Here is a 13,529-nt window from a genome sequence, read left to right as displayed (position 1 = left end):
CAACGCCGTAATAGATACCGGCATACAATATCTGCGCACCTTTCTCACGCATCACCGATGGCCGATGGGCGTTGATTTTCTTATGACAAGCGTTTCAGCCAGCGACGGTCGCGCCGTCTCTCCTCCCGCCAAGGTCATTCAGCCGGCGTGGGTGCGCGTCGTCCACTGGATCAATGCGGTGGCGATGATCATCATGATCATGTCGGGCTGGCAGATCTATAATGCCTCGCCGTTGTTCGACTTTACCTTCTCGCGTTCGATCACGCTCGGCGGCTGGCTCGCCGGCGGGTTGCTGTGGCATTTCGCGGCGATGTGGCTGTTGATGGTCAACGGCCTTGTCTACCTCGTTCTCGGCCTCGCCACCGGACGCTTTCGCCGAAAACTGCTGCCGATCACCTCGTCGGGCGTGGCCGCCGATACAAGGGCGGCGCTGAGCGGCAAGCTGTCCCATGCCGATCTGTCGAGATATAATCAGGTGCAGAAGCTGTTGTACGCCATCGTCATCGTCGCCGGAATCGTGGTGGTGCTGTCGGGTCTCTCGATCTGGAAGCCGGTCCAGTTCCAGTGGCTGACGGCCGTGTTCGGCGGCTACGATTTCGCGCGCTATGTGCATTTCGCCTGCATGGCGCTGATCGTCGCGTTTCTCGTCGTGCATGTCGCGCTCGCGCTGCTGGTGCCAAAAAGCCTGCGCGCGATGGTTACGGGTCGCTAGGTCTATCAGACCTGGCCTTATTCTTTTGATTGAGCATGATCTTATCCGAAATCCGGTTTCCACTTTTCGGGATCATGCTCTGGGAGAGCTAGCCATGCGCCGTCTCCGTTCGCTTCTGATCCCGGGCGTCGACAGGAAATTGCTTGTCAGGGACGCCACGAAATTGCTGCCTGATCCGGCGCGCCGCCGCTTCGTCGCCGGCGGCGCCAGTCTCGGCGCGTTGACGTTGCTGACCGGATGCGACGTATCGGACAGCTTCTCGGCGGAGAAGCTGCTCACGCAGGTTTCAAAGTTCAACGACAAGGTGCAGGCCGCGATCTTCAATCCGAACACGCTGGCGCCGACCTATACGGAAGCCGACATCACCCGGCCGTTTCCGTTCAACGGCTACTATTCCGAGGACGAAGCGCCCGACCTCGACGGCGAGGACTACAAATTCGAGGTGCGCGGCCTTGTCGATAACAGGAAATCGTGGACGCTCGACGAACTTTACAAGCTGCCCGAGGTCACGCAGATCACGCGGCATGTCTGCGTCGAGGGATGGAGCGCGATCGGAAGCTGGAGCGGGACGCCGTTGCGCGATTTCCTCAAACTTGTCGGCGCGGACACTCGCGCGAAATATTGCTGGTTCCAGTGCGCCGATGTCGACGGCTACAACAGCCCGCTGGACATGGCGACCGCGCTGCATCCGCAGACCCAGATGTCCTTCAAGTTCGACGGTCAAATCCTGCCGCGCAAGTACGGCTACCCGATGAAGATTCGGGTTCCGACCAAGCTCGGCTTCAAGAATCCAAAGTACGTGATCTCGATGGAGGTCACCAACGACTATAAGGGCGGCTACTGGGAGGACCAGGGTTATAATTCCTTTAGCGGCATCTGACGCAACTGGCCGCTGTCCTTCCTGGCTGTTATAAACATGCGCCGACGACGCTCATTCGTCCAAGGCGCTGATGTCCGCAGCCGGAGGTTCCCATGATCGCTCGTATCCTGTTGATGGCGACGACGCTTCTTATCCTGACCGTGACCGCGGCTTCGGCCAATTCCGCCAAGGCGCTGCTGAAGAATGTCGAGGGCGCCGACGTCGGCAGTGTCGAATTGACGCAGGTCGATGACGGGGTTTTGCTGCAGGCCGCCCTGAAAGGCCTGCCGCCCGGCGATCACGCATTCCACATTCACGCGGTCGGCAAATGCGAGCCGCCATTCACCTCGGCAGGCGGGCACTTCAACCCCGGCAACAGGAAGCACGGCATGATGGCGGCCGACGGTCACCACGCCGGCGACATGCCGAATATCAGCGTGCCTGCCTCGGGCGAATTGAAATTCGAAGTGGTCAATACCGCCGTCACGCTGGACAAGGACAAGCCGAACTCGGTCCTGAAGCCGAACGGCACGGCGATTGTCATCCACGCGGCGGCGGACGACTACAAGACCGACCCGACCGGCGAGGCCGGCGGCCGCATCGCCTGCGGCGTCATCGAGTAAAGTCGGGCAACGCGATGCGCGGCAACCGCCGCTGGAACGCGGAGAGGATCGCGGCGGCCGCCAGCATCGCCGCCGAGACGTTGAGCGCGTAGGACAGGCTGCCCATGGCGTCGGTGATCGCGCCGACCATGACAGGCCCGACCGTCTGTCCGATGCCGAAGGATATCGTCATTGCCGCGATTGCCGTGGGCCATGCCGCGGGCGGATAGTTGAAGCGCACGAACGCGGTGGTCGAGGTCACCACCGCAAAAAACGACACGCCGAACACCAGCGCCGACAATCCGAGCAGGAGCGGCGTATGGCCCAGCAGCGGCAGCGCCGCGCCGACGGCGTTGACGCCGAGGACGATGGCCATGCTGAGGCCGCCACGGTCGAGGCCGAGCGTGCGGCGCCAGATCCACGGGGTAGCAAGCGTGCTCAGGCCGATCAGGCTCCAGAACGCGCTTTGCGCCAGCGCGCCGCCGCCGCCGTCGCGCACATAGGCGATCATGAACGTCATGTAGGCGATATAGCCGGCGCCGAACAGGAAGTAGGCGGCGAGGAAGATAATGACGGGACGAATCGCGAAGCGTCCCTGTGCCGTCTGCGGGCCGCGCGCGGCGATCTCGAAGCGCGCGACGAACATTGGCACCGTCATCACGAGAGCGAGCGCGGTCATCGCCCACCACACGATCCACCACGACCCCGGTCCGAAATATTGCAGCACGAACGGCGCGATGAGTCCCGAGGAGAGTAGGCCGATGCCGGGACCGATGTAGAACAGGCTGATGAGGAAGTTCGATCGCGCCGGCTGCGATTGCGCGATCGTGGCCGCCAGCGTTCCGCCGGCGACGAATCCGATCGCCGCGGCGATTCCGACGATCAGGCGGGCGAAGCTGAGAACGATGAAGTTTCCCGTCAGCGCGCAGAGCGCCAGCGAGGCGGCCGCGACCGCCGTGGACCAGCGTGTGCTTGCCGCGGTTCCGAAGCGTTTTGCGACCGAGGCCGCGATCAGCGCGCCGGCGAGATAACCCGCCGCATTGATCGTGTTCATGAAGCCGGCTGCCGAATAGGACCAGCCGAGGCTGTCGCGCATGTCCGGCAGCACCAGCGAGTAAGCGAAACGGCCGAGGCCGAGGCCGATGCAGGGCGCAAGCGACAGGATCAGCATCAGCCACGCGAGGCTCGCGGGCACGGTTGGTCGATCTGGTGCGCTCAACGAGAATCTCCGGCCGCGCGTATTGTGGCAGCTTCCGGCGGCCGGGCAATTGGCGGAAAGGCGTCTTGCCAACGGCGCAAGGCCGTCCTAGCAATCGGCGTTTCCGTCATTTCCGGGGCGCGCCGAAGGGCGCGAGTCCGGAGTCCGTATCTGACATCTGGGTTGGATTCCGGATCGCCGCGCTTGCGCTTGGCGTCCGGAATGACGCAATCACCTTGCAAGGACTTTGTCATGGCGACCTACAAGCTGCTTCTGCTGCCCGGCGACGGCATCGGCCCCGAGGTGATGGCGGAGGTGAAGCGGCTGGTCGGCTGGCTGGATACGCAGGGCATTGCGCATTTCGCCACCGAGGATGGGCTGGTCGGCGGCGCGTCCTATGACGCCGACAAGGTCAGCATCACCGACGCCACCATGGCGAGGGCGCTCGCCGCCGACGCCGTGCTGTTCGGCGCTGTCGGCGGTCCGAAGTGGGACCCCGTGCCTTACGACGTACGGCCGGAAGCGGGCCTGCTCCGGCTGCGCAAGGAGCTTGCGCTCTACGCCAACCTGCGCCCGGCGATCTGCTATCCGGCGCTTGCGGAATCCTCCAGCCTCAAGCGGGACCTCGTCGAGGGCCTCGACATCATGATCGTGCGCGAACTGACTGGCGGGGTCTATTTCGGCGAGCCGAAGACGATTACCGATCTCGGCAACGGCCAGAAGCGCGCCGTCGATACCCAGGTCTACGACACCTACGAGATCGAGCGCATCGCCCGCGTCGCCTTCGATCTCGCGCGCAAACGCCGCAACAAGCTGACCTCGATGGAGAAGCGCAACGTCATGAAGTCCGGCGTGCTCTGGCACGAGGTGGTGACGCAGGTCCATCAGCGCGAGTACAAGGATGTCGCGCTGGAGCATCAGCTCGCGGATTCCGGCGGCATGCAACTCGTCCGTCGTCCCAAGCAGTTCGACGTGATCGTCACCGACAACCTGTTCGGCGACATGCTTTCCGACATCGCGGCGATGCTGACAGGCTCGCTCGGGATGCTGCCGTCCGCCTCGCTCGGCGACATCGACGCGAAAACCAGCAAGCGCCGCGCGCTTTACGAGCCCGTGCACGGCTCGGCGCCCGATATCGCGGGGCAAGGCGCGGCCAATCCGATCGCGATGCTGGCCTCGTTCGGGATGGCGCTGCGTTATTCCTTCGACATGGGCGAACTCGCCGACAAGCTCGATGCCGCGATCGCGGCGGTGCTCGCGAAGGGCCTGCGCACGGCCGACCTGAAATCCGAAGGTTCAACCGTGGTCAGCACCTCGCAGATGGGCGAGGCGGTCCTGGAGGAACTTCAGGCGCTGCACGCCTGAGCGCCAACCCGGCGTCGTCCCTGCGCAGGCAGGGACCATATGTCGAGGAGTCTTGGTTGGGCAGAGACATGAAGCCGACAGCGTCGCCAAGCAGCGGGGTGTATGTCTCCGCCTTCGCGGGAAACGACCAATCGAGGGTGGCGCTCAACAGGATGCCCGGTTGTGCCGGGCATTTTCTTTTCGGGCGGGTTCTTGATCAGTACAGCGGAAACGCGGTCGGATATCCGCCGAGATCAGACGGCGAACTGAGCGGCTGACGGTCGATCGGCCGGTTCAGATTCTCGCGGGCGAACGAGGGATAGCCGACGGCCGGCGGGAAGGCATAGTCGGTAAATTTGCGGTCGCCTGGCAACACCTCGGTGCCGGCATCCAGCCACGAGCGCTTCGAGATATACACGCGCGTGCGGGGCCCGGCCTGGTAGGACACGTTGGGCCCGCTCGGACCATAAGCGCCGCTGCGATCATAGTGCTTGCGCTTTGCCGCGCTTGCGTCGGTGGCGGTAAAGCCGACCGCTACGAAGGCTGCCGCCGCAAGAAACAGCGCGATGGTTTTCGCGGCGGGGAATTTCAAAGTCATCGTGTCCTCATAGAACCGAGTGACCGTCTTTTTACCGTGCGGTGGGCGGACGCGACAAGTCCAATTGGGCCACACCTTGGAAGAATAATGCAGACGGCGACGAAACGTTGCCTCGGATCGACATGTTTGATCCACCGGTTCGATGGTGGGACTTGAGACATGCCGCGCGTCGGAAACGGAGCAATCACGAGGTTGGTCCGAAACAGCCATAAGCATCTGTTTTCAATAAACTATTTGCAAAGCGCGGAGCGAGGGAAAACGCGCGCCTATATCTATATATGGTCAATATAATCGTGGTCTGAGCGGTGGGCGGAGACTTCGCTCCGTCGCGCGCCGGCGCCGCCCTGGCCACGCAGGTGGAACGGGTTTCGGCAGGGCCTCGCCGAATCGGTCGCGTCCGAAGCCAGGGTGTGGCGTTGTCTTGACGGCGTTTCTCGCCTAGAAGCGCACCGTCTTCCTCTATTTCGCGCGCGGGCGACAAGGAAGACAATTTCTTCGGAGAGAAAACGATGGGTTACAAAGTCGCGCTGGTCGGAGCGACCGGTAATGTCGGGCGCGAAATGCTCAACATCCTGGACGAACGGAAATTTCCCGCTGATGAGGTGGTGGCGCTGGCCTCGCGCCGCAGCGTCGGCACCGAAGTCTCCTACGGCGACAAAATCCTCAAAGTCAAAGCGCTGGAGAATTACGATTTCAGCGACGTCGATATCTGCCTGATGTCGGCCGGCGGCGCCGTGTCGAAGGAATGGTCGCCGAAGATCGGCGCCGCCGGCGCGGTCGTGATCGACAATTCCTCGACCTGGCGGATGGACCCTGACGTGCCGCTGATCGTGCCGGAGGTCAACGCCGACGCGGTCGCCGGCTTCACCAGGAAGAACATCATCGCCAATCCGAACTGCTCGACCGCCCAGCTCGTGGTGGCCTTGAAGCCGCTGCACGACAAGGCCGTGATCAAGCGGGTCGTGGTTGCGACCTACCAGTCGGTGTCGGGCGCGGGCAAGGAAGGGATGGACGAGCTGTTCGCGCAGACCAAGTCTGTCTATACCGCGAGCGAACTGGTTAACAAAAAGTTTCCGAAGCGTATCGCCTTCAACGTCATCCCCGAGATCGACGTCTTCATGGAGGACGGCTACACCAAGGAAGAATGGAAGATGATGGCGGAGACCAAGAAAATTCTTGATCCCAAAATCAGGCTGACCGCGACCTGCGTGCGCGTGCCGGTGTTCATCGGCCATTCGGAGGCCGTCGCCATCGAATTCGAGAATCCGATCACGCCGGACGAAGCGCGCAACATTCTGCGCAACGCGCCGGGTTGTCTCGTGATCGACAAGCACGAGCCTGGCGGCTACGTCACGCCATACGAGTCGGCGGGCGAGGACGCCACCTATATCAGCCGGATCCGCGAGGATGCGACGGTGGAGAATGGTCTGCAGCTATGGTGCGTGTCGGACAATCTGCGCAAGGGCGCGGCGCTCAACGCGGTGCAGATCGCCGAGTGCCTGATCAACCGCAAGCTGATCAGCGCCAAGCGGAAAGCTGCCTGACTTAGAGCGTTTTCAAGCGAAGTGGCTACCGGTTCGCGCAACGAAAACGCGTCAAATCAAAGATATAGAGCCCGCTTCTGATTCCATCAGAAGCGGAAAGGCTCTCAGTCGCGGAGCGTTTCCGGCTTCGTATTGACGCCATGACGTGTTGGTCCTTTTACCTCTCCCGGCGGGAGAGGTCGGCGCCACAAGCGCCGTCACGCGCGGCTTCGACGCGTTATGGTGCCGGGTGAGGAGGTGCAGCAAGTCGTCGGTCCGTACCCCCAACCCTCTCCCGCCGAAATATATCCGAGTGCGCGGCAAGCGTTTCCATCAAGGGACTGCGTCTCAAATCAGGCTGTTGTCCCTGACGCTGCGGAATTCCTTGGCCGCCCGGTCGAGCACGTAGAGCGAGCCCTCGGCGACGCCGAAATAGGCACCGTGCAGGCTGAGATGTCCGCTTTCGACCGCGTTCCGGACGAAGGGAAAGGTCATCAGGTTCTCGATGCTGCGGAATACCGCCGCCTTTTCGATGCGGGTGGCGAATTCCTTCATCGTTTCCCGATCGCGCTGCTCGACCACCTCGCCGGGCTTGATGAACATCGCCATCCACCTGCCGATGAAGTCTCCGGGCGACAGCGGCGCCGCCTTGTTGATGATGGCGCTGATGCCGCTGCATTGCGCGTGGCCAAGGATCACGATGTTCTTCACCTTGAGCACCTGCACCCCGAACTCCAGCGCGGCCGAAACGCCATGGGCATTGGCGTCGGGCTGATAGACAGGCACCAGGTTGGCGATGTTGCGGACCACGAACAGCTCTCCCGGCCCGACATCGAAGATCACCTCCGGCGAGACGCGCGAATCGCAGCAGCCGATCACCATCGTTTCGGGCGACTGGCCGCGTTCGGACAGCGCGCGATAGCGGGACTGCTCGGTCGGCAGCCGCTGCGTGGCGAAGGCCCGATAGCCGTCGATCAGTTGTTGCGGGAAAGCTTTCACGTGGCACCTCGTCCGTCGCCCGCACGGTGAAACCACAGCCGGACGCTTTCGACAAGGCTTGGAAGGCAGCCCGCGCTCTCGGGGCGCGCGCGAGGAGGAAGATCAGGCCCAGGCGCGCTCGCGCTTCGCCTTGTTCTCGTAGCTGTCGATCGCCGACTTCTTTTCCATCGTCAGGCCGATGTCGTCGAGGCCGTTCAGCAGGCAGTGCTTGCGGAACGGGTCGATCTCGAACGCGAATGTCGCCTTGCCGCCGTCGGGGCCGCGGATTTCCTGGTTGGCGAGATCGATGGTCAGGGTCGCATTGGCGCCGCGCTCGGCGTCGTCGAACAGCTTGTCGAGGTCGGCCTGGGTCACGCGGATCGGCAGAATGCCGTTCTTGAAGCAGTTGTTGTAGAAGATGTCGCCGAACGAGGTCGAGATCACGCAGCGGATGCCGAAATCGAGCAGCGCCCACGGCGCGTGCTCGCGCGACGAACCGCAGCCGAAATTGTCGCCGGCGACAAGAATCTTGGCGTTGCGATAGGCCGGCTTGTTGAGGACGAAGTCCGGATTCTCCGAGCCGTCCTCCTTATAGCGCTGCTCCGAGAAAAGGCCCTTGCCAAGGCCGGTGCGCTTGATGGTTTTCAGATACTGCTTCGGGATAATCATGTCGGTATCGACATTGATGATCTTCAGCGGTGCCGCCACGCCTTCCAGCGTTGTGAATTTATCCATGACAGGAATCCTCGTGAGCAGCCGTTTTTATCCCGATCCCGGCCTTGATCCAAGGCCTAACCCGCCGCCTGCGCCTCGATCGCCTCCATGTCGGCATCGGAGAGCCCGAAGTGGTGACCGATTTCATGGATCAGCACATGGCTGATGATGTGATCCAGCGTTTCGTCGTGTTCGGCCCAGTAGTCGATGATGGGACGGCGGTAGAGCCAGATCAGGTTGGGCAGCCTGGCGATGTCGTCCTGACTCTGGAACGGCAGGCCCGTGCCCTGGAACAGCCCCAGCAGATCGTATTCGCTGTCGGCCTTCATCTCGTCGAGTACCTCCTCGGTCGGGAAATCCTCGACGCGAATGATGAGGCCCTCGCACAGACGCCGGAAATGCCCGGGCAGGCGTGCAAACGCCTCGTGCGCCATGGTTTCCATGTCTGCCAGCGAGGGGGCCTTGGCGGACGTCCACATGCCGTTTGTTTAACCGTGTTTTGTTGCCAGAGCACCGTTTTTTACGATCCGGGCGGCGGCACGGTTGACGCGGGCGCGGCAATCGGAGACCGTCGGCTGCGAACACGAAAAACCGGGGCGCTGCGATGGACATCAGGATGACAGCGGTAAGGCTGGCGACGAGCGCGGCAGTGCTTCTGCTTCTGCTGCCGGGGACGATCATGTTTGAGGATCGCGCAGAGGCGCAAACGGCGCTGAACGCTGAACGCGCCGTGACAACCGACGTATCCCGGGCGCGCGAGCGACGGCCGCGTGTGCGCATCTATCGCGAGGACGAGCGCGGGGTCTATCCGAGATATAATCCCGGTCCCGACGCAGTGCGCGCTTGCACTGCGCATTACGTGCAGGAATTCCGGCCGAGCGGCACCGTGATCGTGCCGCGGATGAATTGTTACTGGCGCCACGGCTGACGGTCCGGCGCAGGGGACGCGATGGCCGTCTTCATGCATCGGTTTTCAACGAGTCGGCGAGGCCCAGCGATATCCGCAAAAGCAGATACCGTTTTGTGTCGGATCGCGATGTAAGATGCGGCCAATGTGCGTGGCCTTTACGTCAAACAGTTCGACCGGGGATCACGCGCCAAGGATGCGGCGCATCGTCGCCGGTCATGCGGCCAGCCCATTCACGTCGCATTCACGTCTGCGCCTCTAGCTTCGTCGTTCCCATCGCGACGGCGATGGAACCATCTGCTGCGGTTCGCCGTTACCGGTTCTGTTCCATGGAGGTCTACATGCTTTTGAAGAAAATTCTAGGATTCGCCGCCCTCGGCGCGCTTCTGGTCGTCGCGGCTCCCGCGCAGCAGGCGCAGGCGGCAACTCCCGTCAGCCCGGGCATCGCCGCCACCGCTCAGGGCGACGCCGGCAAGCTGACGACCAACGTGCAGTGGGGTCATCATCACCATCGCCATTGGCGGCCTCATCATTACCATCACCACCACTGGCGGCCCCATCGCCATTATCACCATCATTGGCGGCCTTACCATCATCATCGTCACCATGGACATCATCGCCACTGGCGCTGATCCGGTCCTGGCAGTCGGCCTGGCGAAACATGCCCTTGGAGCGTTTTCGAGCGAAGAGGCTACCGGTTCGCGTCAAGAAAACGCGTCAAATCAAAATCATAGAGTCCCGCTTCTGATTTCATCAGAAGCGGAAAGGCTCCAGTCGAACAGGCCTGCATTGCGGGCCTGTTTTTTGGAGCAATGCAGACATCATGGGTGCTATGGCGTTTTCTTCACGCGAACCGGTATCCGCTTTGCTTGAAAGCGCATTAATCCAAGGGGAGTGCCATGAAGATATGTCTCGGCGTCGGCCTTGCGGCGGCGATCATGGCGTTGTCAGGCGCGGCATCCATCGAAGGCGCAGAAGCGACTCCCCGCTCTGTCGCCGTCGCCGCGCACTCGATGCCGCTGACTGATGTCGGCGCGGCCCGGCGCGCCCATCGCGGGCATCGACTTCACGGCCGTCGGCATCATCGCCCGCGTGTTTATGTGAGCGGCCCTTATCGGCCTTATTATGAACGGCCAAATTACTACGTGCCGCGGGGGCCGGCGCCATTCTTTCCATTTGGCTTTGGTTATGGCCTCGATCCGTCCTGGTGAGGGCTTCCCGGCCCTGGAGCCTTTCCGCTTCTGATGGAATCAGAAGCGGGCTCTATGATTTTGATTTGACGCGTTTTCTTGACGCGAACCGGTAGCCGCTTCGCTTGAAAACGCTCTATTGGTTCATGATGGCGGCGTTTTTATCCATAAACGGTGTATGTGCGGCGGTTTCAAACCGTCACGATCGTCGTAAGCCGGCGCGGTGGCGCAAAGTCAGACCGGCAACCGTGTCTTATTCTCCGCATCGTAGATCTCGATGCGCAGGATCGGGAATCGCGACTTCAATTCGGTGGCGGCCTGTTTTGCCTGAGCCAGGGTGTCGAACTGGTTCTTGAAATGCCCGTCGACCTGCAGCGTAAAGCCGGTTTCAGGGGGCACGTCGGCGCGCGAAGCCGGATTGACCGCCGGTTTTGGCGCGGCCGTCTCGGCGGGCGCGGCTGTGGTTGCTGACATCGGGGTCAGGATCGGCTTCGTCGAGAGCAATTCGGGAGTCTTCTGTTGGGCAGTTGCGAACGATTTCTCGGCCATATGCAGAGTAGCCTTGCGGCCGGTCTTCGTTGCGGCCGTTGGCGCGGCGGCTCGGCCTTTTGCACTTGTCGGTCGTGCGGAAGCCGTTGCAGCCTTCTTGTTTGGCGGTGCCTTCGGCTTATCGGATTGACGCGGCATTTTTGCTGCCTTGCGGGCAGGGGCTTTGGTCTTGGCTTTTTTCATTACGTCATTACGAGTGACGGAATTCTTCGGCAAAGGCAACCCACCCAGTCGAGGCGGAAAGGATTTGCCGTCGTATCCCTCGTTGATAACCTGTTCCGATCGGCCTTGTCGATCATCGGCAGCTCCTGCGTTTCGCCCGGAGCAATGCGCGCGGAATCTCAGTGACTTCGTAAATCTCGTTCGGTGAGCGACCGGACGCGCTGGCCTCAATCGCGCGATTGATCTTGTGCTTCATCGCGACGACGAGCGCAAGTCCGTCGCGACCACGACAAACAGTAGCGTGTCACGCCCGTTCGAGAAACTTCAGATCGATCATCCGTTCGTACTTGGTGCCGGGCGTGAGTCCGCTCGAAGGCCTTCAATGCCACTCGCGGACGTCGACGAAATGTCCGGCGATCGCGGCGGCCGCCGCCATCGCAGGCGACACCAGATGCGTGCGGCCCTTGAAACCTTGCCGTCCCTCAAAGTTGCGATTGGAGGTCGAGGCGCAACGCTCCTCCGGTTTCAGCTTGTCGGGATTCATCGCAAGGCACATCGAGCAGCCCGGCTCGCGCCATTCGAATCCGGCCTTGATGAAGATCCTGTCGAGGCCTTCGGCTTCCGCCTGTTCCTTGACGATGCCGGAGCCCGGCACGACCATGGCGTTGACATTGCCGTTCACGGTTCTGCCGTCGGCGATCTTCGCCGCCGCGCGCAGATCCTCGATACGACCGTTGGTGCATGAGCCGATGAACACTCGGTCGACCCGGATGTCGGTGATCTTCGTGCCCGCGGTCAGCCCCATGTAATGCAGCGCGCGCTCCTTGGAGAGGCGCTTGGCCTCGTCCTCGATCTTGCGGGGATCCGGAACCACGCCGGTAATCGATGCCACGTCCTCGGGGCTCGTGCCCCAGGTCACGATCGGCGGCAGCTTCGCGGCGTCGAGCCGAATCTCGTGATCGAAGTGGGCGCTGTCGTCACTGCGCAGCGTCTCCCAATATCGTATCGCGGCATCCCAGTCGGCGCCGTTCGGCGCCTTGGGACGGCCTTTCAGGAACGCGTAGGCCTTCTCGTCCGGCGCGACGAGGCCGGCGCGTGCGCCGCCCTCGATCGACATGTTGCAGACGGTCATGCGGCCTTCCATCGACAGCGCGCGGATCGCCTCGCCGGCGTATTCCAGCACGTAGCCGGTGCCGCCCGCAGTGCCTATTTCTCCGATGATGGCGAGGATGATGTCCTTGGCGGTGACGCCGTCGGGCAAGCGGCCATCGACGACGGCGCGCATGTTCTTCGCCTTCTTCTGGATCAGTGTCTGCGTCGCCAGCACATGTTCGACCTCGGAGGTGCCGATGCCGTGCGCCAGCGCGCCGAACGCGCCGTGGGTCGAGGTGTGGCTGTCGCCGCAGACGATGGTGGTGCCGGGCAGGGTGAAGCCTTGCTCGGGGCCGATGACGTGGACGATGCCCTGCCGCTTGTCGAACTCGTCATAATATTCGATTCCGAAATCGCGGGCGTTCTTTGCCAGCGCCGCGATCTGCTCGGCGCTTTCGGGGTCGGGATTGGGCTTGCTGCGATCGGTCGTCGGCACGTTGTGATCGACCACGGCAAGCGTCTTCTCCGGCGCATGGACCTTGCGGCCGGCGACGCGCAGGCCCTCGAACGCCTGAGGCGACGTCACCTCATGGACGAGGTGACGATCGATGTAGAGCAGGCAAGTGCCGTCCTCGGCTTCGTGGACCAGATGATCGTTCCAGATCTTGTCGTACAGGGTGGTCGGTTTGGACATGGACGTGAGCCTATTGGAAGTCTTCGAGCAGTCGCAGCGGGCGCGCGGGACTATCGCCGGCGCGAGGATGCAGCGTCAGGTCGCCGACGTCGTGAACCGTCCGAAGAAGCGTCCGGGCAAGCGGCTGCGGTCGTCGATCACGATGCGCGCCATGAATCGGCCGATGTCGCTACTGATATGATCCGTAACCATGTCCGCCTTTTACCACGGCCGCATCCGCCGCGACAATCTATAGCATTTTCGAGCGACGCATATCCTCGGGCTTGACCGAGGATGGATACCGGTTCGCGTGACGAAAACGCGTCAAAACAAAATCGCGGAGCCTTGCTTCTGTTTCCATCAGAAGCGACGCTCTAATGATCGGCGAAGCTTGCATTCCGGATAGATAGGCGCGGGCGAAGCAATTA

The 13,529-nt window shown here is 62.2% G+C and carries 16 protein-coding genes; 9 read left to right on the top strand and 7 right to left on the bottom strand.

Annotated elements, in window-relative coordinates; translation table 11 throughout:
• Positions 1-82 precede the first annotated feature (82 nt).
• The 3 genes from ACMDCM_RS12565 to ACMDCM_RS12555 all read left to right on the top strand — a co-directional run bounded on the left by ACMDCM_RS12565 (position 83) and on the right by ACMDCM_RS12555 (position 2,194).
• Positions 83-712 (top strand): cytochrome b/b6 domain-containing protein, encoded by a 630-nt coding sequence (locus ACMDCM_RS12565; protein ID WP_412773868.1) that lies wholly within the window; start codon positions 83-85, stop codon positions 710-712.
• A 94-nt stretch (positions 713-806) separates the two neighbouring features.
• Positions 807-1,592, top strand: coding sequence for a molybdopterin-dependent oxidoreductase (locus ACMDCM_RS12560; RefSeq protein WP_412773867.1), 786 nt, complete (start codon positions 807-809; stop codon positions 1,590-1,592).
• Between the two features lie 92 nt (positions 1,593-1,684).
• Positions 1,685-2,194, top strand: a complete 510-nt coding sequence (locus ACMDCM_RS12555; protein WP_412773866.1) for a superoxide dismutase family protein — start codon at positions 1,685-1,687, stop codon at positions 2,192-2,194.
• On the opposite strand, the gene ACMDCM_RS12550 is transcribed toward ACMDCM_RS12555, so the two are convergent.
• The gene (locus ACMDCM_RS12550; protein ID WP_412773865.1) at positions 2,184-3,392 is read right to left on the bottom strand and encodes a YbfB/YjiJ family MFS transporter; all 1,209 of its coding nucleotides are present in this window, start codon (positions 3,390-3,392) and stop codon (positions 2,184-2,186) included. The genes ACMDCM_RS12555 and ACMDCM_RS12550 overlap by 11 nt on opposite strands.
• Before the next feature lie 231 nt (positions 3,393-3,623).
• Here ACMDCM_RS12550 and leuB point away from each other — a divergent pair, with 231 nt between their 5' ends.
• Positions 3,624-4,736: a 3-isopropylmalate dehydrogenase gene (gene leuB, locus ACMDCM_RS12545; protein ID WP_412773864.1), complete on the top strand. Its 1,113-nt coding sequence runs from the start codon at positions 3,624-3,626 to the stop codon at positions 4,734-4,736.
• A 196-nt stretch (positions 4,737-4,932) separates the two neighbouring features.
• On the opposite strand, the gene ACMDCM_RS12540 is transcribed toward leuB, so the two are convergent.
• Positions 4,933-5,313 carry a hypothetical protein gene (locus ACMDCM_RS12540; RefSeq protein WP_412773863.1) on the bottom strand — a complete coding sequence of 127 codons (381 nt, stop codon included), beginning with the start codon at positions 5,311-5,313 and terminating at the stop codon, positions 4,933-4,935.
• Positions 5,314-5,822: 509 nt separating this feature from the next.
• Between ACMDCM_RS12540 and ACMDCM_RS12535 the strand changes: the two genes are divergently transcribed.
• Positions 5,823-6,857, top strand: coding sequence for an aspartate-semialdehyde dehydrogenase (locus ACMDCM_RS12535; protein WP_412773862.1), 1,035 nt, complete (start codon positions 5,823-5,825; stop codon positions 6,855-6,857).
• A 327-nt stretch (positions 6,858-7,184) separates the two neighbouring features.
• On the opposite strand, the gene ACMDCM_RS12530 is transcribed toward ACMDCM_RS12535, so the two are convergent.
• From ACMDCM_RS12530 to ACMDCM_RS12520, 3 genes are all read right to left on the bottom strand, one after another.
• Positions 7,185-7,835: a carbonic anhydrase gene (locus ACMDCM_RS12530; RefSeq protein ID WP_412773861.1), complete on the bottom strand. Its 651-nt coding sequence runs from the start codon at positions 7,833-7,835 to the stop codon at positions 7,185-7,187.
• Between the two features lie 102 nt (positions 7,836-7,937).
• Positions 7,938-8,549, bottom strand: coding sequence for a 3-isopropylmalate dehydratase small subunit (gene leuD / locus ACMDCM_RS12525; protein ID WP_412773860.1), 612 nt, complete (start codon positions 8,547-8,549; stop codon positions 7,938-7,940).
• 56 nt (positions 8,550-8,605) lie between these two features.
• A complete protein-coding gene (locus tag ACMDCM_RS12520; protein WP_412773859.1) occupies positions 8,606-9,007 on the bottom strand; it encodes a metallopeptidase family protein in 402 nt (133 codons plus the stop codon).
• 125 nt (positions 9,008-9,132) lie between these two features.
• Between ACMDCM_RS12520 and ACMDCM_RS12515 the strand changes: the two genes are divergently transcribed.
• From ACMDCM_RS12515 to ACMDCM_RS12505, 3 genes are all read left to right on the top strand, one after another.
• On the top strand, positions 9,133-9,456 hold the full coding sequence (locus ACMDCM_RS12515) for a hypothetical protein (protein WP_412773858.1): 324 nt from the start codon (positions 9,133-9,135) through the stop codon (positions 9,454-9,456).
• 320 nt (positions 9,457-9,776) lie between these two features.
• A complete protein-coding gene (locus tag ACMDCM_RS12510; protein WP_412773857.1) occupies positions 9,777-10,067 on the top strand; it encodes a hypothetical protein in 291 nt (96 codons plus the stop codon).
• 267 nt (positions 10,068-10,334) lie between these two features.
• Positions 10,335-10,646: a hypothetical protein gene (locus ACMDCM_RS12505; protein WP_412773856.1), complete on the top strand. Its 312-nt coding sequence runs from the start codon at positions 10,335-10,337 to the stop codon at positions 10,644-10,646.
• Between the two features lie 213 nt (positions 10,647-10,859).
• On the opposite strand, the gene ACMDCM_RS12500 is transcribed toward ACMDCM_RS12505, so the two are convergent.
• The gene (locus tag ACMDCM_RS12500) at positions 10,860-11,390 is read right to left on the bottom strand and encodes a hypothetical protein (RefSeq protein WP_412773855.1); all 531 of its coding nucleotides are present in this window, start codon (positions 11,388-11,390) and stop codon (positions 10,860-10,862) included.
• Between the two features lie 325 nt (positions 11,391-11,715).
• The gene (gene leuC, locus ACMDCM_RS12495; protein ID WP_412773854.1) at positions 11,716-13,122 is read right to left on the bottom strand and encodes a 3-isopropylmalate dehydratase large subunit; all 1,407 of its coding nucleotides are present in this window, start codon (positions 13,120-13,122) and stop codon (positions 11,716-11,718) included.
• A 4-nt stretch (positions 13,123-13,126) separates the two neighbouring features.
• Between leuC and ACMDCM_RS12490 the strand changes: the two genes are divergently transcribed.
• Positions 13,127-13,303, top strand: coding sequence for a hypothetical protein (locus ACMDCM_RS12490; RefSeq protein ID WP_412773853.1), 177 nt, complete (start codon positions 13,127-13,129; stop codon positions 13,301-13,303).
• Positions 13,304-13,529: the final 226 nt, after the last annotated feature.

Source organism: Nitrobacter sp. (genome assembly GCF_047149785.1).
GTDB lineage: Bacteria > Pseudomonadota > Alphaproteobacteria > Rhizobiales > Xanthobacteraceae > Nitrobacter.
This window is presented reverse-complemented; position numbering and strand designations above follow the sequence as displayed.

Coding starts and splice junctions, on each gene's coding strand:
- leuB (WP_412773864.1), top strand. CDS start 3,624: ATGGCGACCTACAAGCTGCTTCTGCTGCCCGGCGACGGCATCGGCCCC.
- leuD (WP_412773860.1), bottom strand. CDS start 8,549: ATGGATAAATTCACAACGCTGGAAGGCGTGGCGGCACCGCTGAAGATC.
- leuC (WP_412773854.1), bottom strand. CDS start 13,122: ATGTCCAAACCGACCACCCTGTACGACAAGATCTGGAACGATCATCTG.
- ACMDCM_RS12510 (WP_412773857.1), top strand. CDS start 9,777: ATGCTTTTGAAGAAAATTCTAGGATTCGCCGCCCTCGGCGCGCTTCTG.
- ACMDCM_RS12535 (WP_412773862.1), top strand. CDS start 5,823: ATGGGTTACAAAGTCGCGCTGGTCGGAGCGACCGGTAATGTCGGGCGC.
- ACMDCM_RS12560 (WP_412773867.1), top strand. CDS start 807: ATGCGCCGTCTCCGTTCGCTTCTGATCCCGGGCGTCGACAGGAAATTG.
- ACMDCM_RS12515 (WP_412773858.1), top strand. CDS start 9,133: ATGGACATCAGGATGACAGCGGTAAGGCTGGCGACGAGCGCGGCAGTG.
- ACMDCM_RS12520 (WP_412773859.1), bottom strand. CDS start 9,007: ATGTGGACGTCCGCCAAGGCCCCCTCGCTGGCAGACATGGAAACCATG.
- ACMDCM_RS12565 (WP_412773868.1), top strand. CDS start 83: ATGACAAGCGTTTCAGCCAGCGACGGTCGCGCCGTCTCTCCTCCCGCC.
- ACMDCM_RS12540 (WP_412773863.1), bottom strand. CDS start 5,313: ATGACTTTGAAATTCCCCGCCGCGAAAACCATCGCGCTGTTTCTTGCG.
- ACMDCM_RS12505 (WP_412773856.1), top strand. CDS start 10,335: ATGAAGATATGTCTCGGCGTCGGCCTTGCGGCGGCGATCATGGCGTTG.
- ACMDCM_RS12555 (WP_412773866.1), top strand. CDS start 1,685: ATGATCGCTCGTATCCTGTTGATGGCGACGACGCTTCTTATCCTGACC.